Here is a 23579-nt window from a genome sequence, read left to right as displayed (position 1 = left end):
TCGGCCGTGAGTGACTGACCTAACAAGTTCCGTTTCATGGCAGGCTCCCGAATGTAGCTATATGTAGAAATTATAGATCCACATGGGTTATGCCGTACTGCTTAGATACTCCACAGGGAATAAATTCCCATATTTTTCAAGGTCTGGATCTTTATAGTTTGATGAACTAAACGCATAATGAAAATAATAATCATACTCTGTAAAGTTATGACGAATATAGCTTATAGAGTTATAAATAAATGCCGCTCTACTATTGTCAACAACATGAACTGTTGAAAACTTAAGTTCTTTATCAAGATTAATGTTATATATTTTACTAACAACATCTTGATCAGAATCTTTATGATCTGATAACCAAAAAAGAACACCAGTATCATTAGCTCTACTAATCCCAGACATTTCATAGTCTTCATTATTCTGTGCTCTAAGATCTGACTTCATAAAGCACTCAATAGTCTGAGCTAAATCTTTTAAATGTTCTTTAAATTTTGTTGATGGATTAGCTGGGTAGGGATTTGATGTATACTTTACAGATAAGATGATGTTTTCAAGAGTGAAGTCTTGTAGCTGAGATCTTGATGAATAGAAAATGTCTATACCATGTGTCGTTCTGTCTTTGATGGCACTAGGGCGCTTATGCTCCGATGGGGCATGGCAGTTAATAGACTCATCATCTTGGAAGTCTTTCCATCCTATAACAGAGAGGAGCTCCGAAACTAATTTTTCACCTTTTTCACCAATTTCCCTTGATAACTCTCCCATGCGTACCCTCTTTATTATTTAAGTTAATATAATTTTTTTGTGGTTTTATAGGTATTATATACCTTGAAAATTAAATCTTAATGTCTAGTCTTGTGCATTATAAACAAGCTACCTTCTAAATTGGAAGGGTAATCATGATATGCATATTTTACCGTCTAGAAATAATTTATGTGCTAGAACTGCATTGTCTGCTCTGTATTGGCGCGGTATTTATAAGTAGTACGATAAATAACTCCTTCGAATCTAGGAGGATGAAGGGATCTGTTCAGCCGACCATCACATGACAGGACGTCATGTGCTGAACGTCGCATGGATGCGTGTTAGCGTGTCGGAGGAGCAGGCCCTTTGTCCGACTTATACTGTGCAGGCACATTAATCCGCTGTTTTAATCACTCTAATCTCTAATCTCTAATCCCTAATCCCTAATCCCTAATCCCTAGCATCCAGTTTTGCTAGGCTGGCGGCCAGGGTTTCGATGGCGTGGGTGCGCTCGTGATCGGGCCTGGGTTTGCGGCCGTTCAGGCTCGACCAGGCTGGGTAGGCGCGGGCGGTGGTTAGTTGGGGGGCCAGTTCGCCTTTGCGCCATTGTTGCTCCAGAGGCGTGTCCATTTGAATGCGCTCCTGGGCCGCGTGGCCGCGTAGCTCAAGCGCATTCAGCAGGCGCTGCTGGCGAATGGCCAATAATCGCAGCGTGCTGTCATTAACCGTGAGCTCGCGCTCGCCGCGCCATTTGCCCTTGATACGTTCACCGTAGCTGCGAAAGGTCTGGGTGAAACCGCCGATGGCGGCGCCCAGCACGGTGGCCGCGCCCAGACTCAAGCCGCCGGTAAACAAATCGATACCGGCCCCGGTGGCGGCACCGGCTGCCATGCCGCCGCCGACTTTAACGCCAAACTGCTTCATGGTGGCGGGGTTGAACAAGTCCTCCCCCCAGCGACCTTCTTCCAGCGGCAAGTCTTGCGCCTCGGCATCGTCTTTACGAAACGCATACAAGGTCAACAGCGCCTCAACGCAGCGCTGCTCGCGTTGGCGAACATCGTTATGTAACGCTTGAATGGCGTCTTCCAGCTGGTGGGGGGGCACGCTGCGCCGACAGGCGGCGATATCCACCAGCAGCTCGGCAATCAGGCGATAACCCGCTTTGCGGCGTACCTGTACCTGCGCCTGGTTATGCTCAATCAAGCGTTGCAGGCGCGGGCGCTGGCTATCCAGCACCAGGCTGAGGTTTTCATACAGCCGCTGCTCGCCATCGGCAGGCGGAGCCACGCTGTCGAAGCGCACCACCGCATGCAGCCCCAGCCGGGCCAGTACTTCTCGCCAGGCAGCTTCGCGCTGCTCGGGTGCATTCACAAAGTTCAGTACCGGCAACAAGGGTTTGCCACACATGGCCAGAATGGCCAGTTCATCCCGATATTTTGCCAATACCGGCTCCCGTGAGTCGATCACGTAAAAACCGGCATCCGACTGCAATAACTGGCGTAGCACTTTCGCTTCCTGCTCGAAGCGCTGAGCCGCTTCACTGGTGTCGAGAAAACGCTGTATCTGCTCCGGGCCATCCAGGCGCCGCTCGGTTGGTGGCAGCTGCTCGATATATTCATACAGCGCAATGGCATCTTCAAAGCCCGGGGTGTCGTACAGCTCAATCAGCGCTTCACCATCCACCGATAGCCGCGCGCCTTCTACATGGCGCGTGGTACTGGGGCGGTGGGAGATGGCACCAAAGCCCACATCGCGGGTCAGGGTACGCAGCAACGAGGTTTTACCCACATTGGTGTGGCCGACCACCGCCAATGTTAAGGGTGTTGTCTGTTCAGTCATTCGCTTGCTCCAGCCAGCTCCAGGGGGCGGCACGACTATGTTCTATGTTCAATGCATCCAGCTGTTCTTGCCAATAGGTTAGCCGCTCGTCTGGGGCATCCACATCCAGTAACCAGACCCGGGTTTGGGTGGCGGTGCGGGATAGCTCGGCAATTAAATGCAGGGTGCCTCTATCTGCCGAGCGCTGGGGGTTGCAGGTAATCAGCAGGCGGGCAGGCGGGTGGGCGCTGAATTGTTCAAGCAGATGGCGGCGCTGCTCACGAGTATCTATGATTCCTGCATCCCGTATCTTGGCCGGGTGCTCGGGTGGCCAGCTGATGCTGTCATCCAGCTCAATGCCGACCAAGACGGCGGCGTGACCTGCCAGGTGCGAGCCGGCCGTGGTACTGGACAGCGTCGCGGGAGCGGCATCCACAACGCCTAAGCGTTCGCTGCTCGGTTGTACCCGCTCATGAAGTGGCTGCCAGACGGGATCGTCGGCGTTGAAGGTTAAAGATTTAACGCCACGGCGCCAGCGCCATTCACACAGCACACTCAACACCAATCGCGGCAGCACGCCGTAGATTAACAGCATGCCCAGTAACCAGCTGGCCCAGATTTGCCGTGCCTGCTCACCGGCCAAGGCGTGCAGGCTGCTCTGCTGGATAAGTTCAGTGGTCGGTACGGCAAAGCCGAACCAGGCGGCAGGGGTGCCCAAAGAATGCACCAGCAGTACAAAGGAATCGCTGGCCACTATGGTGGACTCCCATACAAAGCCATAACGACGGGTAGCCATCAGCGCAATCAAGGTGATCAGGGCGGTACTCAAGGCGATCAGCCACCAGCCATGCAGCAAACGGCCAAGGCCCCAGCGCAATAAATTATGGCGTTGTAATAACACCAGTAACGCCGGTGCCAGCTGGGCGGCCCTGGCATCGCGGGCCAGCTTGTTGCTGAGCCACAGCCAAAGCTGGCTCAGGGGTGAGCTGCTTTGTTTGGTAAACAGAAAACTGACACACCAGGCCAGCAAGCTCAGCAGATTCAGGCCAATCAGGCCGGACAAGGCCCAAAAGATATTAATGGCCTCGGGATTACCACCGAGTGCGGTTTTCGCCAGCACCACGCCAGAGAAAATAGCGGTAAAAACAAGCAGCCATAATGCCAGTCTGGCACCGTGCAGCCAGTGCTGCAATGCCGCGACCAGGCCGTCGCGCCTGGCTAAAAACAAGCCGCGCACCTGCAGGCGCTCGGCAAGCGAGCCTTGCGAGCTACGGGCTTTACGACAGGCCTCGCTGTCTTCCAGCTGGCCGGTGTGCTCTTCGCGCAGCCGCACGGCCTCGCAAAGCCAGAGTGTTTGTAAATGTTGGTTTGGGTGAGTCGCTGAGTCAGTCACAAGCCGTCCATTAAATCGCAGTCATCATTCTATTGTGCCTGAGAATGGACGTTGAATAACGCGAATGGTACGCAAATTTTTTTAGGGTTATTACCGAATCGGCAGGATATGTCGCAATGCAGGCCTTAAAGTCGGATCAGGTAACCCCAGAGTACCCTGCTGTACAGGGTACTCACGTCAGACACCTAAGGTGAGCAGAGCTATAATCTGTTAAATGGTTTTTTCGAAACTGACGGACTCTTTTGCTGTATCTCTAATAACAACGGTGCCTGCCATCTTGTCGTGCCAGCCTTGTTTCTTTTTATCAATGCCGACCCAAATCAGCCCAAGCCCTAAAGGGAGCATTGCTGGTATGTAAGCGAAATAGCGTCCAATGGCTTGCGCTGTGCTCATCTTTTCACCGGTAACGGCGTCTACAATTTTTAATTTTGTTGCCATCTTCCCTGGTGTCGCTAAATATTTAACCCAGAACCAGATGGTTGCTACAACGGGCGCGACATAACCCAGCAATAGGTCCCAAAACCCATAGAGTAGCTGATCTCCTACCCAATATTGTTCACCGTATATGAAGCTTAAGGGCACGGTGAAAACGATTAGCATTAAAATGCAATCTATAAGTAACGCCCCAAAGCGTATCCAAAAACCTGCATACTCTTTATTTTCCATTTTTTATTATCCCGTGTATTAGTTGTGTTTAATGGCCTGCTGTAAGGTTGGTTTGAAAAAGTGTTATTTAATTCACTGATTAAATGGCAATGCAAACTGAACTTCGGCCTTGAATCTGATGCCGTCAGCATCCATTATTTTTACATTGGCGTCACAATTAAATCCATATGAGGCTCTATTATTATAGGCAGCATAGATTTAAAAATGGAAGGGGGCGTATTCTAAATCGGTTTGGCAAAAAGATTATTTATTCAACCTTTAACAGTGCAACGAAATATCATCTTGGTTTTATGGTGTTGGTAAAAATAAAAAGCCGAGCAATTGCTCGGCTTTTAAGTCAATAAATCAATGGCTTATCTCATGGTCACGAATTCTTCCGCGCCGGTCGGGTGTATGGCGACACAGGCGTCGAAGTCTTCTTTGGTGGCGCCCATTTTCACGGCCACCGCGAAGCCTTGCAGAATTTCGTCCATGCCAAACCCAATGCCGTGTACGCCAACCACTGTTTCGTTTTCGCCTACGCACACCAGCTTCATCTTGCAGGGCTGGCGGTGGGCAGTTACGGCGGTGTACATGGAGGTAAAGGTCGAGGTGTACACCTTGACCTGGTCATCGCCATATTGCTCACGGGCTTCGGGCTCGGTCAACCCCAGGGTACCGATGGGCGGGTGGCTGAATACCACGGTCGGGATCAGCTTGTAATCCATTTTGGCGTCGGTTTTACCATTGAACAGGCGCTCGGATAACTGGCGACCGGCCTTGACGGCCACCGGCGTCAGCTCTACGTAGCCGATGTTATCGCCCACGGCATACACGCCCTGGGCGCTGGTGTTCTGGTATTCATCGACCTTGATGTAGCCACGCTCATCGGTGGCAACGCCGGCGGCGTCCAGATTCAGGTTGGCGGTCATTGGGCGACGACCGATGGCCCAGATCAGGCAATCCACGGTGAGTTGTTCGCCGTTGTCCAAATGCAGCGTCAAGCTGCCATCATTGTTCTTTTCGACACTTTTCGGCACCGATTCGGTATGCAGTTGCGGGCCTTCGGTGGCCATGGCTTCAACCAGGGTGTCGGTCAATATGGGGTCGAAGCTGCGCAGGGGTGCGTGCTTGCGCACCAGCAAGTGGGTTTCTGAACCCAGTGCATTCATCACGCCCGCCAGCTCAACGGCAATATAACCGGCGCCTACGACGGCCACGCGCTGGGGTTGTTCGGTCAGCTCGAAGAAACCGTCAGAGTTGATACCATATTCGGCCCCTGGGATCTGTGGAATAACCGGCTCGCCACCGGTGGCAATCAGAATATGGTCGGCGGTGTATTCTTCACCGTTAACGACCAGGGTATGGGCATCTTTAAAGCTGGCAAAGCCCTTGATCACGGTGATCTTGTTGTTGCCCAACACGCGGTCGTAAGACTGGTGAATGCGGCCAATGTACGCCTGGCGGCTTTCAACCAGCTTGCTCCAGCTGTGGCCTTCCAGTTTAACGTCAAAGCCGTAATCTTCGGCATACAGCTTGATGGCATCGGCCACCTGAGCGCCGTACCACATCACTTTTTTAGGTACGCAACCCACGTTTACGCAGGTGCCGCCCAGGTCTTTGGCTTCTATTAAAGCGACTTTTTTACCGTGCATGGCGGCACGGTTGGCCGAGGCAATACCGCCGCTGCCGCCGCCGATGGCGATATAATCGAAATGCTGTGCCATATATTTATATGCTCCTGAAGAGTGAGATTGTGGATATGTGATAAGACCGAAATGACTACACCCTAAGCTACCGCACGATTGTACACCATGTTTCCTCGAATGAGGTGGTCACTAACTGACCGCTTCCACCGGCTTTTGGCCTTAATAACCATGAAACGCTTGAACATTGCGGTCACTATCACCATCTTAGAGGTATTCCTCGTTTGCTTTTCAGCAAGTCGATGGCCAAAACACGAAGAGGTACCAAGATGACGAACCCGCTACTGACCATGGACGGCCTGCCGCCGTTTAGCCAGATCAAACCCGAACAGGTAAAGCCGGCACTGGAGCACGCGATCAGCGATTGCAAAAAGCGCGTGGAGACCGTGCTGAGCGGCGATGACATCTTTACCTGGGATAACCTGGTTGCGCCGTTAGAAGAAGTGGGCGATCGCCTGAGTCGTATCTGGTCGCCGGTCAGTCATCTGAACAGCGTGCTGAACAGCGAAGAACTGCGCCAGGCTTATGAAGAGTGCCTGCCGTTGCTGTCTGAATACAGCACCTGGATGGGCCAGCACGAGGGGCTGTTTGAGGCGTATCAGAGCCTGGCCAAGCGCGATAACTTCAAGAAGTTGAGCCTTGCCCAGCAAAAAGAAGTGAACAATACGCTGCGTGACTTCCGCCTGTCGGGCATTGCGCTGGAAGCGGCACAGAAAGAGCGCTTTGGCGCCATTAAATCCCGCCTGTCGGATTTGGGATCACGTTTTTCCAACCAGGTGCTGGATGCGACCCAGGCCTGGATTAAGCAGGTCACCGACTCAAGCCAGCTGGCCGGTTTACCCGAGTCGGCCCAGGCGGCCGCCAAGGCACAGGCCGAGGCTCGCGAGCTGGAAGGTTGGGTATTCACCCTGGATATTCCGTCTTATTTGCCGGTGATGATGTACGCCGACGATGCCAGCCTTCGTGAAGAGCTGTATCGCGCCTATTGTACCCGCGCCTCGGATCAGGGCCCCAACGCCGGTGAATTTGACAACACCGCCGTGATTGAAGAAACCTTGGCGCTCAAGCAAGAGCTGGCCCAGCTGCTGGGCTTTGAAAACTATGCCCAGTTGTCGCTGGCCACCAAAATGGCGGACAACGAGCAGCAGGTGCTGGATTTCCTCGACCAGTTGGCCAAGCGTTCTTACCCGCAAGGCAAAGCCGAGCTGGCAGAGCTGACCGAGTTTGCCCGCGAACACCATGGCGTTGAGCAGCTGAATGCCTGGGATGTGACTTATTACGGCGAAAAGCTCAAGCAGCATAAATACACCATCTCCGATGAAGAGCTGCGCCCTTATTTTCCGGCCAACAAGGTGATTCACGGGCTGTTTGAAACCGTAAAACGCTTGTTCGGCGTAAAAGTCACCGAGCGCTTTGGCGTGGAAGTGTGGCACCCGGATGTACGCTTTTTCGATATTTACGGCGAAGATGGCGAGCTGCGTGGCAGCTTCTATCTCGACCTGTATGCCCGTGCCAACAAGCGGGGCGGCGCCTGGATGGACGACTGCATGGGCCGCCGTTATCGTGAAGACGGCAGCCTGCAAAAGCCGGTGGCCTATCTTACCTGTAACTTCAATGGCCCGGTCGGTGACAAGCCGGCGCTGTTTACGCACGGTGAAGTAGAAACCCTGTTCCACGAGTTTGGCCACGGTATTCATCACATGTTGACCAAGGTCGACGTGTCGGGTGTCGCCGGTATTAACGGTGTGGCCTGGGATGCGGTTGAGCTGCCCAGTCAGTTTCTGGAAAACTGGTGCTGGCAGCCAGAGGCGCTGGCCTTTATTTCCGGCCATTATGAAACCGGCGAACCGCTGCCTGCCGATATGCTGGAGCGTATGCTGGCGGCCCGTAACTTTCACTCTGCGTTGATGATGCTGCGCCAGCTGGAGTTTTCACTGTTCGATTTTCGTCTGCACATGGCCAAAGACGGCGCCGAGCCAGGCCGCGTGCAAGCCATTCTGGATCAGGTGCGCGAGTCGGTATCGGTATTGCCACCGCCAAGCTTCAATCGCTTTCAGCATGGCTTTGCCCATATCTTTGCCGGCGGCTATGCGGCGGGGTATTACAGCTACAAGTGGGCAGAAGTGCTGTCGAGCGATGCCTTCTCACGGTTTGAAGAAGAGGGTATATTCTCGGCCAAAACCGGTCGCGACTTCCTGCATGCCATTCTGGAGCAAGGGGGGTCCAAAGAGCCGATGGAGTTGTTCAAGCAGTTCCGTGGCCGTGAGCCAAAGATCGATGCCCTGTTACGCCATTCCGGCATTACTGCGTAATAGTTCAGGCCTTCGGCCGCTATAAGCTGTCAGCCGTAAGCTATCAGCTCAAGAAAAAATCCAGGTTTCGTTTATTCTGCGAAGCAAGGGGTTTAATCTTTGGCTTTAACTTATCGCTGATGGCTTACAGCTTAAGGTTGCCGATAAGGCTCAATTAACGCTTATAACGGCTGGCCAGGTGCCAGCCGTTTTTCATGGTAATTCAGTATGTCTGAACAGTTAATCCCGCTGCAAATAGAGCTGCTTGACGCCCGTTTGCAGCATGAGGCCGAGCAACTCCAGGTGGCGATGCAAGGTGTGAGTGCCGAGGCGCCGTTTGCCCTGGTGCTGGTTGAAGGGCGGCTGGAGCTGCGCAAGCTGGATGAGCCCAGGCTGGGCGGTGTGTATGTGGACCTGGCCGAGGGGGCTGCGTCACACAGGCGCAAGTTTGGCGGCGGCCGGGGCCAGTCTATTGCCAAGGCTGTGGGCTTGAAGCATGGTCATAACCCCAGCGTGGTGGATGGCACCGCAGGGCTGGGGCGAGATGCCTTTGTGCTGGCCTCGCTGGGGTGCACCGTGACCCTGTGCGAGCGTCATCCCGTGGTGCATGCCTTGCTGGCCGATGGCCTGCGCCGAGCGGTGCAGGATGCGGAAATTGGCGATTGGGTCGGTGAACGGCTGCGGCTGCTGCCCTTTGGCCAGACGCTGGCTGATGTAACCGAGCAACCTGATGTGGTCTATCTTGACCCCATGTTTCCACACAAGAAAAAAGCCGCGCTGGTTAAAAAAGAGATGCGGGTGTTCCACTCACTGGTGGGGCCGGATCTGGATGCGGATGCCCTCTTGCCCCAGGCGCTGCAACTTGCCCGTGCCCGGGTGGTGGTCAAGCGGCCGGGTTATGCCGGTTTTTTGAACGACGTATCGCCATCGGCGCAAATTGAAACCAAGAACAATCGCTTCGATCTTTACATAAAGCAGGCGATTACCCCTGCGGGGGAGCGGTAAGCTTTAAGCGGTCAGCCTTTCTCTTAGTCACAACTCAGCTTAGAACTCAGATACAACTGGGTAGCCTCTTCCGACACGCTAAACTGCATCCATGCGACGCTCAGCACATGACGTCCGACCGCCAAGGATGGCGGGAGTGTCAGCATTGCAGGAGCCTTTGCTGACCTGTCATGTGATGGTCGGCTGAGACTATCCCAGCCGCCTCTTTTTAGGCTCCGAGTCTGTCAGTGAGCATCACTGACAGACGGCACCGGTTTCAATGGGAAGGCAGAGGGTGTCTGCTCAGCCGACCATCCGCGCCAGGGCCGATAAATGCTCCTGCCGTATCGGCATTCCCGCCTTCCCTGGCGGTCAGATGGCGCGGTTGAGCCTAGAGGGGGCAGCTTGCTGCCGTGACGAACAGCTTTAGTCTGACCGAATATCCAGTGAATGTTCGCAGTAGGCTAAAGCGGTGAATGGCACGTCCCACGGCGAGTCGGAGGAGGAGTGCCCTCTGCCTGACAAGCCACATTAACTTTAACAAATAGTTGTGACCAAGAGACAGGCGCCAAAAATCCAGTCTGGCAGGAGAATCATATTGATGACGTAGTAGGGGTTCACATGCAGCTATAAGCTGTTAGGATGAAATTGTAATCTAATATGAATCGACTCAAGAGGTTAAAACCAAGGTTGATAAGCTGAGCAGTACAAGTTTTATCACCATTTTTCGATACGGAGTGTAAAAATGAGAGAACGTTACGCAAGCGGACTGAACGACGACACTGCCCAAAAAATGATCGAACTACTAAACGCCAACCTGGCCAATGTCATTGATTTGACGCTGGCCGGCAAGCAGTGCCACTGGAACTTGCAAGGCGCGGGTTTTATTGGCGTGCACCAGTTGCTGGATGAAACCACGACTCGGATTCTCGAGATTTCGGACACGATTGCCGAGCGAGTGGTTATTCTGGGCGGCGAGCCCAATGGCCTTGCCGGGCGAGTCGCCAAAGATTCTGTGTTGGAGACTTATCCCACCGGTATTACCGCGGTCAACGACCATGTTAATGCGCTGACCGAACGCTATAAAAAAGTCGCCGAGACCCTGCGTGAAGCCATTAAAACCGCCGGCGACGCGGGTGACGAAGACACCGCCGACCTGTTTACCGAAGCCAGCCGTATCATCGATAAAGATGCCTGGTTTATTGGTGCCAACGCCAAGTAATCTCCTCCGAGTTTCAAGACTCGTATACAGATAAGTCCCCATTGCCGAAGCTCACGCTTCGGCATTTTTGTTTACGCCCGGCTCTGCGGACCGCTTTGCGCTAATATCTAGTTTAGATTGTGCTAATGTTTATTGACGATACTTGCGAGGTAATATCATGAGACAAGCACTCAAGCCCGAGGTGAAGGCGTTTTTAGACGATAACAGTGAAACATTCAGTTATGTGGTCTACGACCATCAGGGTGGCCAGGGCGTCATCATAGACCCGGTGCTGGGTTTTGATCAGGCTTCCGGGCGCACCAATACCGAGCTGGCGCAACAGCAAATCGATTTTGTGCGTGAGCAGCAGCTGACGATACAGTGGATACTGGAAACCCACGCCCATGCCGATCATCTGTCGGTGGCGCCCTTCTTGCGGGAGCAACTGCAGGCCAGCATTGGCATTGGCGAGCATATTATTCAGGTACAGGCGATTTTTCGTGACATCTTTGCTCTGGATCCGGAGTTTACGGCCGATGGCAGGCAGTTTGATGGCCTGTTCGCCGAGGGGGATACCTTTAACGTGGGTGAGCTGCAAATCCGGGTGCTGTACAGTCCGGGTCATACGCCGGCAGACATTGCTTACCTGATAAACGAACAGGTACTGTTTGTGGGCGATACCCTGTTTATGCCCGACAAGGGGACGGCACGCTGTGATTTTCCCGGTGGCAGCAGCCAGCGGCTGTTTCAGTCAATTGGTCGCCTGCTGGCCTTGGCGCCAGAGACAGATATCTATGTGTGCCACGATTACCCCAACGGCGAGCGTGATCATCAGTGTCGCACTACGGTGGCCGAACAAAGAGCCGGCAATATTCATGTGCACGACGGCATAGACGAAGCCGGCTTTATGGCCATGCGTGATAAACGAGACGCCACCCTGGGCATGCCGAAGCTGATTTTACCGGCGATTCCGGTCAATATTCGTGCCGGCGGGCTGCCGCCTGCGGATGAGCAAGGCAAGGTGTTTCTTAAACTGCCGATTAATGCGCTATAAGGCACAGCTATTAGCGTTAAGCCGTCAGCGCAGCATCTCGGTAATGGTGCTGGCCTGGCCGCGGATTCGCTCCACCACCTGGCCTGCTCGCTGCGAGACCTGGGCCGACTGCAGCTTCAGCTCATCCATCAAATTCATGAAACGATTCAGCTCGGCGGCCTGACTATCGGCATGGCCGGCGCCCTGCTCGGCGACCGAGGTGGTTGCCTGAGAGGTGGCGCGCACCTGTTCGGTGACCGCCATCAGGGTTTGTGCCTGCTCATGCTGGGTTTCGGCGGCGTGCATCATGTTGCTGATGGTGTGATTGAGCTCACCGCTGGCCAGGCGCAGTCGCTCCATAATATCGCTGATTTCGCTGAGCGAGCCCTGGGTATTGCCGGATAATTTGCGCACCTCATCGGCCACCACGGCAAAGCCGCGGCCCTGCTCACCGGCTCTGGCTGCCTCAATGGCCGCGTTGAGTGCCAGCAAATTGGTTTGTTCGGCAATTTGCTGAATGACGCCAATAATGGTCGCCGCATCATTCACCGAGGTGGTGAGGCTGTTGAGTGCACGCTGGCCGGTATGGGCCGCCTGCTGGCTTTGTTTGGCGGTGTGCACCAGCTGCTCGACCTTTTCCTTGCTCACTCCCATGGCGTGTAAATTGTCGCGAGCGGTCAGGGCGATGTCGTCGCTGGCCTGGCGCATTTGTTGTGCCAGATTATTCAGCTCGTCCACCATGTGGACACTGCCGCTCATGGTGTGATCTGTGGTTTGGGTATGCTGCTGAATATCCTGTACTTCTTCCACCATCTGTTCCAGCGCCGCCGACACATGCCGCAACTGATCGGCTCGAGCCTGCTGCTGGCCTTGCAGTTGTTCAATCAGGCCATTAAAGCTGGTGGCAATCTGGCCCAGCTCGCTGTTGGGATGGCTGACGCTCAGGGGGGTGAGTTGTCCGGTTTGCAGCAGGCGGGCAAAGGCATCACTCAGTTGATGCAGTCGTTTAACCACCAGCTGGCGCTGAAACACATAGCTCAGCAGGGCAAACAACAGCAGGGTGAGGCACAGGCCAAACAGCAAGACGGTTAACTGGCGATAATGGGCCAGGCGCGTGGCTTCTTGCTGGGCCACCAGCAAATCCAGTGCCTGTTCTATGGTGGTCAGGCTGGCGCTGAGGGCATTGGCGGCCTGATTGCGCAACACCAGATTATCACCGGTATTGTTCAGCTCTTTGGGGTAGCGGCGCAGCAGGCTCAGTACTTCGCGCTTGGGGGCCTCTCCTGCCTCTACCGATTTGGGCTGGCGCAGTGCAAATTCGTCGGCCTCGGGTTGCTGATAAATGCCCAGCAACGGCAGCGTCTCCAGCTGGCTGGCCAGCTGATTGAGTTCGTTGAGCTGAAAATCGAGGGCGGCTTTTTGGGCTGGGCTGGTGCTGTTGATATAGCTCTGACGCAGGTGAATCAATTTGGGCAGGGCAGCCAGCATGGCGGAGGTGATACGCTGATATTGGGCCGCCAGGGCGGGATTATTGTCGGCTTCACGCAAATCGGCATAACGGAGCAGGGCTCTCAGTTGATCGGCCAGTTCCTGCTCGGCGTGTTGCAGCAGTTGCTGGTTGTTGCCGGACAGTTTGCCTGCGGCCCTGAAGTCCAGGACCAGTTGCTGTTCAAGATGGGTCACCGCCTGTTGCGCCGACTCGGCGTTTTCATCTTCAGCCAGCACCGAGCTGATGCTGGCGAGCTGTTGTTCGGCTGTGGTCAGCAGGCTGCTATCGCCGGTGGTTAAATAGGCGCTGATGGTACGATACAGGTCAATGTTGGCGGTACGGCGCAGCTGCTCTATTTCGGCCCGGTGTTGCTCCCCCTGTTGCAACCGCTGATCGGCCAAATACAGACTGGCGGCCAGAATCAACGCAAGAGTCATCAGCAGCAGCGAAGACAACCACGAAAATAACGATACTCTCATCAACCAGACCCTAATGACATCCTTGTACTCGGCAGGGTAAGGCAAACAAGTGACAGTTTTATGATGGGTCAGCTTAAAGCTGACCGCTTACAGCTGTAGCAAGGTTTGCATCAGGTCTTTATGCAATTGCTGGGCGGACAGGGGGTGTGCGTCAATCAGCTCGATGCGGCCTTCTTTTTGCGCAGCCAGGCGATACACACTGAGCTGGTCGTCCACTTTATTAAAGGCGCGCCAACCGTCTTCGGTGCGTAATACCGCTTTTAGCCTTGCCACCTTGTGTGCCCGGCAAAAGGCTTCTACGGCAGCCAGATCGAAACAGACTGCATCGAGAAAACGCCAGCCTATGGAATAATGATCCTGACCGTGATTGCTGTAACGGCGCCAGGGCTGAGCTTGGGTTAAACGCGGAGCCGAGTCGGCGATCAGCGGCTTTGGGCTGTTTGCGGCATGGGCCTGGGGCTGGGCGGCGTGACGTAGTGTGTTGTGGCGGGCTTGCAACCAGTCGAGCTCAAGCTGACCCTGATTCACCATGGCCAGTTGCTGGGCGGGCTGCTCGGCGAATAGTCCCTGGCTAATGCCGGCTTGCAGGGCTTCCAGCTGTGCTGGCTGGCAAAGGTCGGTTTTATTGGCGACTACCACATCGGCCAGCGCAAGCTGATCCTGATAGGTGTCGTGTTCCTGATAGCGGCGATCAACCCACTGGCGTGGGTCGACCACGCAAAAGGTCGCTCCCAGCTGCAAGACATTCTGATAATGCTCGGCGGTCAGTGTCTCTAATATGCGGCTGGGGTGACCCAGGCCGCTGGGTTCAATAAACAGCCGGTCCGGCTTTGCCTTGTGCAGCAGGGCGTTCAAGCCAATTTGAAACGGCAGGCCAGACACACAACACAAGCAGCCACCGGGTACTTCTTTAATCATGGCGCCTTGTTCGGTCAGCAAGGCGCCATCTATGCCTACTTCGCCAAATTCATTCACCAGAATCGCCCAGCGTTCGTGGTCGGGTTTATTGGCCAGTAGATGGCGCAGCAGCGTGGTTTTACCGGTGCCAAGAAAGCCCATTACGAGATGGGTGATAACAGGAGTGGTCATGGTGTAATCCGTGAAACAAGTTTTTTGTTATCTTATAACACTTGCACTGAGGTTGTCATACAAACCTGAACAGAGCTGTAAGCCATCAGCGTGAAGCGCTCAGCAGTAAGTGCAGATTGTAGATATTCATCCCAATCTGCACGTTTTTGTTTTATTGGCTTTTAACTGACCGCTTACCGCTTTTTTAGGGTTGGATCAGCACCCGGCCCTTGAGCTGGCCGTTCAGCAGATCGTGGGCGGCGGTGATGCTTTGGTCCAGAGTGTATACCTCGCTCTGCTCTTCAAAGTCCAGCGGCAGGCTGGTTTGCAGTCGCTGCCATGCGCTAATGCGCTTCTCCTTGGAAACATATACAGAGTCGATACCCAGCAGTTTTACGCCGCGCAGAATAAAGGGCATCACAGTGGTGTTCAGCGACACACCCCCTGCCAGGCCGCAGGCGGCAACGGCGCCATTCATCTGGGTCTGGCTCAAAATTCTGGCCAGGGTGCGTCCGCCTACGGCGTCGATGGCACCGGCCCAGCGCTGAGATTCCAGCGCCGCAGGTTCTTTATCAAACTCGGCACGGTCGATGACTTCGCTGGCACCCAGCTCTCTCAGCCAGTCGCAGTGCTGTCGGCGTCCGGTTTCGGCATGTACATCAAAGCCGGCTTTGGCCAGCAGTCGTACCGCGATGGAGCCCACGCCGCCGGTGGCGCCGGTGACCAGAATAGGGCCCTGATCCGGTTTGATACCGGCCTCTTCAAGGGCCGTCACGGCCAGCATGGCGGTCAGGCCAGCGGTGCCGATGGCCATGGCGCGTTTGGCACTCATGGTGCCGGGCAGAGGCACCAGCCATTCACCTTTGACGCAGGCTTTTTCTGCCATGCCGCCCCAATATTTTTCACCCACACCCCAACCGGTAAGAATGACTTCATCACCAATGCTGTGCGCGGGATTATCCGAGGCCAGCACGGTACCGGCAAAATCGATGCCGGGCACCATGGGCCATTGACGCACGATTTTACCCTTGCCGGTGATGGCCATGGCATCTTTGTAGTTGAGGCTGGAATAGTCCACCTTGACCAGAACATCACCGTTGGTGAGCTGGTTTTCGTTAAGGCGTTGCACACTGGCTTTGGTTTCTTTGCCTGATTCTTCTAATAGCAGTGCTTTAAACATGATTATTCTCCTGGCACGATTTCCTGACAACCAGTGTAAGGGCAGCGCAACCAATTGCCATGGTGAAAACGGGCAAAGTTGTGATTATGTGAGCTTGTCGAGCTTCAGTCGTGTTCCGTGGCGGCGGGTTTGATCCATGCCTCATTCAGCCAGAGCGAGGCGAGGAGGATCAGGCCCCCCAGCCCCAGCCGCAATATATCGGCATCTCGGTTCCAGATGATCAGGTTAACCAGCAGACCGGCAGGTACCAGCGCATTGTTCATAATGGCCAGCGCCCCCGCGTTAACCAGGGTAGCGCCCTTGTTCCACAGAAAATACCCCAGGCCCGAGGCACCCAGGCCCAGCCACAGCAAAATACCCCACTGCAGACTGGAAGTTGGATACTGGTCGGTTCCCAACATCAGCCAGGCAGGGATGACGACCGCCAGCGCACCCAGGTAAAAGTAACCAAACAGCCTGTGTTGCGGTGAGTGATGGGGGTGTCGCTCCATCAATACCTTGTAACCTACCTGACCCAGGGCGAAGCACAGGTTGGCGCCTTGTACCACCACAAAACCCAACAGGTAATCCTGGGTCAAGCCGTCAAAGCGGATCACCAGTGCGCCCACAACGGCCAGGGCTGCAGTCAGTAAATAACCCGGGTTAAAGCGGCGGTGCAGCAGATCGTAAATCAGGGTGACGTAGACGGGGGTCAGTACGGTGAAGATCAACACTTCTGGCACCGTTAACAGCAAAAATGACTGATAGTAAAACAGATACATCAGCCCCAACTGCAGGGCACCGCAGCCCATCAACCCCAGGGCCAGACGAGGCGGTTGACGCCACGACATGAAGGGCATAAACAGCAGGGCGGCCATTAAAATACGGCTGAATACCGAGAAGTAGCTGTCCACGGCACCGGCAAGATACACGCCAATCAGGCTGAAGGAAAAAGCCCATAGCAGGGTAACGGCAACTAAATAAGGCATGAAGAATAGACTGATGTTAGTGAAGATGGGCACGATAATAGCAAAAAAGGCCTGCAACAGCTGTAAGCCGTCAGCTTTCAGCGTAAGGCTTACAGCGACCTTAAAAAGCAGACATAAAAAAAGCCGGTGCAATGCACCGGCCTGGGACCAATTTCAGGTTTGTCATAAAGGAGAGCATGACGTCCCTAAACAAGGTGGTTTACACCACACGCAGAACTTTAAGGCTTGATGCCCGTAAAGAGGTTGTCAGCGTGATTACTTACGCTGTCAGGCCGTTAATATTCTGTTGTTATCGCCACCCTCGAATTACCTCGAATAATTCGTGAATGACGATAGACAGGCAGTACCCCCCATGATGCCACCGTGCCCAGAACCTTGTTAACCCGACTGCCAGATGAATTACTTCACCACGCCGACGATAAACTTGTCTATAAGGGCTATTCTATGGTCTGATCACTTATGAAAAAAATGAATTATCAGCATAAAACCATGGCCAATATCGATGGATAATCTTTATCAACGGCTCGATCTGAATTTACTGCGAGTGTTCGACGTGCTGATGCACAGCCGAAACGTGACGCGGGCCGCGGAACAACTCAATTTGTCCCAGTCTACGGTGAGCCATGCGCTGGCCCGATTACGCCAGGCACTGGATGACCCCTTGTTTGTGATGACCCGCAAAGAGATGCGGCCGACCCAAAGGGCGCTGGCGCTGGCGGCCCCGGTGCGCCAGGCGCTGATGTTGCTGGAGCAGGGGGTGCGGCAATCGGCGAGTTTTGATCCGGCGGTGTCTGCCCGTACCTTTCGGCTGGCGGTGCCGTCTTCCATTGAGCATGGCGCCGTGCCGCTGCTGGTGGAGTTGCTGCATCAACGCGCCCCAGCTTGCCGGCTGGCGGTGACCGAGCTGGTACACTCCGATTATGAAGACAGCTTGTCCCGGGGCGGCATGGATTTGGTGGTGGCGTTTGCCGACGGCGATCACCTTTCGCCTAGGTTGCGGGTCGATCCCTGGTTTGATAACCCCATGGTGTGCTTATCGTCACAAGACAGTGGTTTGCCCGATCGTTTGTCTGCCGAGCAGCTGGTGAGCTGGAGCCATGTGTCCACCTCTACCTGGGGGCATAATCAAACGCTGGTAGAGCAGTGGCTAAAGAAGAAAGGGTTGGAGCGGCATATTGCGGTGTGGGTTCCCAGCTTTGAAGCCTTGCCCAAGCTGTTGGCCACCGGCCGTTATCTGGCCATGGTGCCCGAGCTGATAGCGCGGGATTTTTGCCATTATTATCCATTGCAGCAACATCGGCTGAGCGAGTCGTTACGCAGTACTTACATACTGGCACAGCATCCGTTAACCGAGTTTGACCCGGCATTGGGCTGGTTTCGTCAGTTGTTAACCGAAGTGGGCGACCGGCTGCGCCAATCGCCCTGAATAGCGGTTATTTTTTGGGTAGCGGAACCACCAGCAAATCGCAGGGCACCGTGTTCATCAGCTGACGAGCAGACGAAGTGAGCAGGCTCCAGAAGCTCTGTTCATGGCCGCAGATCAGCAAGTCTACGCCGTGCTGCTCGACCGCTTCGTTCACTTTTAAAGTGAGATCGCCGCAGATGACCAGCTTTTTCTCGATCGGATAGTCGATATTGCCGATGTATTCTTCGAGCCGCTGTTTGGCGTCGGCCACCACCTGATCCTGAATGTTGTCGATGTCGATATCGATCATTTCGGTGTAGAGGTCTTTAAGATCCACATCCACATGAATGACCGACAGCTTGGCATTGTTTGCCCTCGCCCTGTCTACCGCCTTGGCGATGACCTTGCGGTTGCTTTCGGTCATGTCGACCGCCGCAAGTATATGTTTATACTTGTAGGGTTCTGTCATAGCGCTTCTCCTTTTTTACAAGCCTATCAATCCATTGGCAGTTAAACCGTGAGCTGTATGGAAGTTTACACCTTCCGCAGCATAGGCTAAAAAATGGCCATTAGACAAGCAAAACCGGCTAGTCCAATAGTCTGATAAACAGTGCTAGGCGCCGTTTTTTCTCTTTACCCTTCACTCTTTGCCCTTGACGCTTTGTTGCATTAAAGCTTTAAGCGAGCCGATTTCTTCTCTGAGCTGGCTAACTTCCTGCTGCAATGCGCCCAGCTGGCCTTTGACGTCTTTGCGATATTGCAGCTGATTGGCTCTTTGCTGTTTTTCCGCTTCTTCGGCCTTGGGCGTTAATAACGTAGACGCTACCAGGCCAGAGATACCGGCAAAGATAGACACGCCGGTAAAAATAACCACAGCGGAAATCACGCGCCCTGCGGTGGTAATGGGATAATAATCACCATAGCCGACGGTGGAAATGGTCACCAGTGCCCACCAGATGGCATCTTCGGCCGTTTCTATATTCGAGCCTTCATGGCCCGCCTCCGTCATTAAAATGGCAATGGCACTGCCACCTAATACCACCAGCAAAATCAGCAGCATGGAGGCCAGCATGGTGCTTTCGCTGTGCTTCAACAAGTGGCGAATAATCTGGTTGGCCACCCGCAGCATACGCAACACGCGCAGTACCTGAAAAATCCGGCCGTAGCGGAAAATATCAATGGCGGGAATAGAGGCAATAAAATCAATCCAGTGGGTGGCTAAAAACTGTTTTTTGCTGCGGGCGGTAAAGAGGCCATAAAAAAAATGGCTCAACAGCACCACACAAATGCTGGTATCGAGCTTGAGCAACAGCTCTTTTTCTGCCGCGTCAAACGGACCAAACTGGTGCAGGACTATGATGACCACAGAGATAATGGATAGCACCATCATCACCAGATCGAAGGCACTGGGCGGTAAGATGCGTATTTTTGCGTTCACGGGCGCTCCTGTCCGTTTTGAATGACGGTAAAGACAAGTGAAAAGAGAGAGTCGTTCAACGTCGCTGTTTTATGCTTAAAATAGCGATACAAGTCATGCCAGGCTGGCCTGTAACAAGTATCGTCGCGGGGTGTTGCTGCTGGCGGTAAAGGTGCCCAGGGTTACCTGATAGCCTTGTTCTTCAAGAAACAGTGCCCTGTCCAGCAGCAGCCATAATTCCAGCAGGTAGCGATAACGATGGCGGATCAGCTCGATACGCTTCACCAATAATCGGCGCTGTTCGGCCAGAGCCAACCAGTGCTGGCTATCAATAAATTCGGGAGTCTCCAGGCCTTTTTGGGCACAGGCCCAGCGAGCAAAACCGGCAAAGTCGTCGCTAAGCAGCCGTTTGGGAAAGGCAGGCAGCGGTAAATAACGAGGCTGGCCGGTGATCTGTTGCTGAAGTTCATCAAACGCCAAACGCCAGCTGAGCTCGATATGGCGCAGGCGGCGCACCCGCTCTCCTCCCGTTACCTGCTGCTGCAGGGGCAGACGCAGGCTATGGCGGTCCAGCTGTAAATCGTGCTGCTGGCCAGCGATGGAAAGCGGGCGATAATGATCGTGTTCAATCAGGTGATAACAACAGGGAGAAAGCGCCAGTTGCCGGGTGCCCGCCTGTGCTGCCTGGCGTAAAAAACGCAGGTGCAGTTCACCACAGGCATGCAGGGCCACCGCCAGTTGTTGAGGCTGAAACAAGGTCGTTGGCGCAGAGCCTAGCGCATCGGCACAGTGAAAGTGGTGTTTGAGCTTCAGCTGTTGTGCCAGTTGCTCGCCCTGGGCACATAAATCGGCATTCCATTCCAGACTCGTGACCGAAGGCGCGCCCTGTTGTGCCAGCAAACGTCCCAAATGCCCCTTGCCGGCACACCATTCCAGAACCGGATGATCTATCGCTACATTGGCGGCAAAATCCTTTATTTGCGCCCATTTTCGCCCACCTATGCCATTACTCCAGCGAGGCGTGGCATAGTCTGCGGCGCGTGCAAGCTCGGGCAAGGTCAGGTCATGGGCCGCCACCGTTTGTGGACGCATGGGAGCCAGCCAGGCAAGAGCGGCGGCCTCGTCTTCATCCAGGATGTCTATTTGCGCTTCCGTCAGCGCCATCAGCATGGGGGTCAACTCGGGCCAGGGCAGTTGGTTACAGCTAAAAGGGGTGTGCTGCCAGTCGCCGCGGGTATGATGCAACAGGGTACTGAGCTGTTGAAATTGTTCGGCGAGTATACTCATGGCGCAGATTATAACCTCGGGGCACAGCCCTGCGCCATACGCGCTACGTTTAAAAGCAAGCACCGTCTTTTGTAGCCCCACGTTTTAGCTGTGGGTTCTGCGAAGCAGAAAGTTTATATTTTTTCTTTTACGTACCGCGTAAAGCGTACCGCTTGGTGTTGGGGCGGTGCGACCGTTAGAATACCGCTTTGTCGATAATAACAGTGTGGAACTCAATGAAAGCGTGGGATGTGATAGTGATTGGCGCCGGTGCCGCCGGTTTGATGTGTGCCGCCGAGGCGGGCAAACGGGGCCGCCGTGTGCTGTTGCTGGATCACGGCAAGCGCATTGGCCGCAAAATCCTGATGTCGGGGGGTGGGCGCTGTAACTTCACCAACTATTTCATCGAGCCCGGCGCTTTTTTATGCGAGAACCCGCACTTTGTTAAGTCGGCACTGGCCCGTTACACCCAGTGGGACTTTATTGCCTTGGTTGAAAAGCACGGCATTGCCTACCACGAAAAAACCCTGGGTCAGCTGTTTTGTGACGATTCGGCACAGAACATCGTCGATATGCTGGTAAAAGAGTGTGATGACGCCGGCGTGACGATCAGGTTGCGCAGCAATATCGACAGCGTGGCCTCGCTGGGTGAAGGTTTTGCGGTCACCACCGACAACGATCAGTACAGCTGCCAGTCGTTGGTGGTGGCCAGTGGGGGCTTGTCGATGCCCAAAATCGGTGCTTCTGCCTTTGGTTACAAGCTGGCCGAGCAGTTTGGTCTCAAGGTACTACCTACCCGCGCCGGTTTGGTGCCCTTTACTCTGCAGCCGGAAGACAAGGCGACCCTGGAGCCGCTGGCGGGGGTGTCTTTACCTGTGGTGGCCGAGAGCGAAGACGGCACCCGCTTTGCCGAAAATCTACTGTTCACCCACAGAGGGGTGTCCGGGCCTTCTGTACTGCAAATCTCGTCCTACTGGCAAGCTGGTGAGCAGGTACACTTCGAGTTGCTGCCCGCCGGACGATTGACCCAAGGCATTGCCGACAGTCCCAATCAGGAGCTGAAAACCTGGCTGAGCCGTCATCTGCCCAAGCGTCTGGTAGACACGCTGCTGGAGCGAGAAAAAATCACCAACAAGCCGCTAAAGCAATATGTGCCGAAAGAAGTGGCGGCCATCGAGCAGTTGCTGGCGGCCTGGCCACTGAAGCCCGGCGGCACCGAAGGTTACCGCACCGCCGAGGTAACTTTAGGCGGCGTCGACACGGACGAATTGTCGTCCAAAACCATGATGGCTAAAAAAGTACCTAATTTGTACTTTATCGGTGAAGTGGTCGACGTGAGCGGTTGGCTGGGGGGCTATAACTTTCAGTGGGCCTGGAGCGCCGGCTGGTGCGCCGGGCAAGTGGTTTAATGATTAGCTATACGCCGTAAGTTAAAGACAAGCATCTTTTTTAAACTTACAGCGTACGGCGTAAAGCGTATAACGACCCGCAGGGGCTTGTTACACGATATCGAGTGACGTCTTGCGGTTGGGTGCCGGGAAGGCGTTATCCAGTCGGGCCAATACGTCATCGTTCAGCACTATGTTGAGCGCCTCGGCGTTTTGCTGCACATGGGCGGGCTGTACCGCCTTGGGTATGGCGATCAGGTCACGCTGGCCGTCGATGGGGCGAATGGCCCAGGCCAGCAGCAGTTGCGGTACCGTGATGTTCAGCTCGCTGGCCACGGCCTGCAGCTCGGGCTGCGACAGTAAATCGCGCCGTAAACGGCCGCCCTGCGCCAGCGGGCAATAGCCCATGGTGGCAATGCCTTGCTGGCGCTGCCAGGGGCGAAGCGAATGCTCTATGCCCCGAGAACCCAGGTGATAGAGCACCTGATTGACGGCGGTGTCCTGGCCACTCAGGGCGTGCCACTCCTGAGCGTCATCCAGATCCAGATTAGAGATGCCAAAGCGTTTGATCTTGCCATCGGCCCGCAGCTGCTCAAAGGCTTGCAGGGTTTCTTCCAAGGGAATGCTGCCGGGCCAGTGCAGCAGGTACATATCCAGATAATCGGTGCCCAGGCGCTGCAGGCTGGCTTCACAGGCGGCAATGGCGCTGCGCTTGCCCGCATTCCAGGGATATACCTTGGAAACCAGAAACGCCTGTTCGCGTCTGCCTTGCAGCGCTTCACCCACCACTTCTTCGGCGCCACCGTCGGCGTACATTTCAGCGGTATCCACCAGGGTCAGCCCCAAATCCAGCCCCTGCTGAATCGCGCGCACTTCATCGCGGCGCGGGGCCAGCCCTTCGCCCATGTACCAGGAGCCCTGGCCAATGGCGGGCAGCGTAACGGCTGGCTCTGTGGTAGTGGCTTTAAGGGTAACGGTAGCGTCCATGATAACCTCTTGATAATGTTGTGGATGATCTTTTGCGAGTGCTGAGCCAATATGTTGACTGAGCAAACTGGGCATTGCAACGCCTGGGCCTTGCTTTTATAAAAGACAAGGTGCTTAGTT

Annotated in this window: 19 protein-coding genes; 6 read left to right on the top strand and 13 right to left on the bottom strand. The window is 54.6% G+C overall.

Features of this window, described 5'->3' with window-relative positions; translation table 11 throughout:
- Nucleotides 1–87: 87 nt before the first annotated feature.
- The 5 genes from gapS4a to gorA all read right to left on the bottom strand — a co-directional run bounded on the left by gapS4a (nucleotide 88) and on the right by gorA (nucleotide 6324).
- Entirely contained in the window at nucleotides 88–762 is a 675-nt protein-coding gene (gene gapS4a, locus IEW52_RS07455) for a GapS4a family protein (RefSeq protein ID WP_188629435.1), read from the bottom strand.
- A 429-nt stretch (nucleotides 763–1191) separates the two neighbouring features.
- On the bottom strand, nucleotides 1192–2580 hold the full coding sequence (locus tag IEW52_RS07450; RefSeq protein WP_188629434.1) for a DUF3482 domain-containing protein: 1389 nt from the start codon (nucleotides 2578–2580) through the stop codon (nucleotides 1192–1194).
- Entirely contained in the window at nucleotides 2573–3952 is a 1380-nt protein-coding gene (locus IEW52_RS07445; protein ID WP_188629433.1) for a DUF2868 domain-containing protein, read from the bottom strand. Before IEW52_RS07445 ends, IEW52_RS07450 begins: the two co-directional genes overlap by 8 nt.
- A 210-nt stretch (nucleotides 3953–4162) precedes the next feature.
- Complete coding sequence (locus IEW52_RS07440; RefSeq protein WP_188629432.1) at nucleotides 4163–4618, bottom strand: RDD family protein; 456 nt, start codon at nucleotides 4616–4618, stop codon at nucleotides 4163–4165.
- Nucleotides 4619–4971: 353 nt separating this feature from the next.
- Entirely contained in the window at nucleotides 4972–6324 is a 1353-nt protein-coding gene (gene gorA / locus IEW52_RS07435; protein WP_188629431.1) for a glutathione-disulfide reductase, read from the bottom strand.
- A gap of 248 nt (nucleotides 6325–6572) precedes the next feature.
- Here gorA and prlC point away from each other — a divergent pair, with 248 nt between their 5' ends.
- The 4 genes from prlC (at nucleotide 6573) to IEW52_RS07415 (ending at nucleotide 11833) form a co-directional block, all read left to right on the top strand.
- A complete protein-coding gene (prlC, locus tag IEW52_RS07430; protein ID WP_188629430.1) occupies nucleotides 6573–8615 on the top strand; it encodes an oligopeptidase A in 2043 nt (680 codons plus the stop codon).
- A gap of 207 nt (nucleotides 8616–8822) precedes the next feature.
- Nucleotides 8823–9599, top strand: a complete 777-nt coding sequence (locus IEW52_RS07425) for a class I SAM-dependent methyltransferase (protein WP_188629429.1) — start codon at nucleotides 8823–8825, stop codon at nucleotides 9597–9599.
- A gap of 724 nt (nucleotides 9600–10323) precedes the next feature.
- Nucleotides 10324–10800 carry a DNA starvation/stationary phase protection protein Dps gene (gene dps, locus IEW52_RS07420; protein WP_188629428.1) on the top strand — a complete coding sequence of 159 codons (477 nt, stop codon included), beginning with the start codon at nucleotides 10324–10326 and terminating at the stop codon, nucleotides 10798–10800.
- A 157-nt stretch (nucleotides 10801–10957) separates the two neighbouring features.
- Nucleotides 10958–11833 carry an MBL fold metallo-hydrolase gene (locus tag IEW52_RS07415; RefSeq protein ID WP_188629427.1) on the top strand — a complete coding sequence of 292 codons (876 nt, stop codon included), beginning with the start codon at nucleotides 10958–10960 and terminating at the stop codon, nucleotides 11831–11833.
- Nucleotides 11834–11857: 24 nt separating this feature from the next.
- Here the strand turns inward: IEW52_RS07415 and IEW52_RS07410 are convergent, their stop codons facing one another.
- From IEW52_RS07410 to IEW52_RS07395, 4 genes are all read right to left on the bottom strand, one after another.
- A complete protein-coding gene (locus tag IEW52_RS07410) occupies nucleotides 11858–13780 on the bottom strand; it encodes a methyl-accepting chemotaxis protein (RefSeq protein WP_188629426.1) in 1923 nt (640 codons plus the stop codon).
- An 87-nt stretch (nucleotides 13781–13867) separates the two neighbouring features.
- On the bottom strand, nucleotides 13868–14869 hold the full coding sequence (locus IEW52_RS07405; protein ID WP_188629425.1) for a CobW family GTP-binding protein: 1002 nt from the start codon (nucleotides 14867–14869) through the stop codon (nucleotides 13868–13870).
- Between the two features lie 184 nt (nucleotides 14870–15053).
- Nucleotides 15054–16028 carry an acrylyl-CoA reductase (NADPH) gene (gene acuI / locus IEW52_RS07400; RefSeq protein WP_188629424.1) on the bottom strand — a complete coding sequence of 325 codons (975 nt, stop codon included), beginning with the start codon at nucleotides 16026–16028 and terminating at the stop codon, nucleotides 15054–15056.
- A gap of 104 nt (nucleotides 16029–16132) precedes the next feature.
- Nucleotides 16133–16996, bottom strand: coding sequence for a carboxylate/amino acid/amine transporter (locus IEW52_RS07395; protein ID WP_188629423.1), 864 nt, complete (start codon nucleotides 16994–16996; stop codon nucleotides 16133–16135).
- A 502-nt stretch (nucleotides 16997–17498) separates the two neighbouring features.
- Here IEW52_RS07395 and IEW52_RS07390 point away from each other — a divergent pair.
- A complete protein-coding gene (locus tag IEW52_RS07390) occupies nucleotides 17499–18422 on the top strand; it encodes a LysR family transcriptional regulator (protein WP_188629422.1) in 924 nt (307 codons plus the stop codon).
- A 7-nt stretch (nucleotides 18423–18429) separates the two neighbouring features.
- Here the strand turns inward: IEW52_RS07390 and IEW52_RS07385 are convergent, their stop codons facing one another.
- The 3 genes from IEW52_RS07385 to IEW52_RS07375 form a co-directional block, all read right to left on the bottom strand.
- A complete protein-coding gene (locus IEW52_RS07385; protein ID WP_188629421.1) occupies nucleotides 18430–18870 on the bottom strand; it encodes a universal stress protein in 441 nt (146 codons plus the stop codon).
- Nucleotides 18871–19041: 171 nt separating this feature from the next.
- The gene (locus IEW52_RS07380; RefSeq protein ID WP_188629420.1) at nucleotides 19042–19839 is read right to left on the bottom strand and encodes an ion transporter; all 798 of its coding nucleotides are present in this window, start codon (nucleotides 19837–19839) and stop codon (nucleotides 19042–19044) included.
- A gap of 93 nt (nucleotides 19840–19932) precedes the next feature.
- Entirely contained in the window at nucleotides 19933–21105 is a 1173-nt protein-coding gene (locus IEW52_RS07375) for a methyltransferase (protein ID WP_188629419.1), read from the bottom strand.
- Nucleotides 21106–21320: 215 nt separating this feature from the next.
- Between IEW52_RS07375 and IEW52_RS07370 the strand changes: the two genes are divergently transcribed.
- On the top strand, nucleotides 21321–22493 hold the full coding sequence (locus tag IEW52_RS07370; protein WP_188629418.1) for a BaiN/RdsA family NAD(P)/FAD-dependent oxidoreductase: 1173 nt from the start codon (nucleotides 21321–21323) through the stop codon (nucleotides 22491–22493).
- A 90-nt stretch (nucleotides 22494–22583) separates the two neighbouring features.
- Here the strand turns inward: IEW52_RS07370 and IEW52_RS07365 are convergent, their stop codons facing one another.
- Nucleotides 22584–23459 carry an aldo/keto reductase gene (locus tag IEW52_RS07365; RefSeq protein ID WP_188629417.1) on the bottom strand — a complete coding sequence of 292 codons (876 nt, stop codon included), beginning with the start codon at nucleotides 23457–23459 and terminating at the stop codon, nucleotides 22584–22586.
- Nucleotides 23460–23579: the final 120 nt, after the last annotated feature.

Source organism: Oceanisphaera marina, from assembly GCF_014643915.1.
Taxonomy (GTDB): domain Bacteria; phylum Pseudomonadota; class Gammaproteobacteria; order Enterobacterales; family Aeromonadaceae; genus Oceanimonas; species Oceanimonas marina.
The sequence above is the reverse complement of the archived record's forward strand: the minus strand, read 5'-3'. Positions and strand labels throughout refer to the sequence as shown.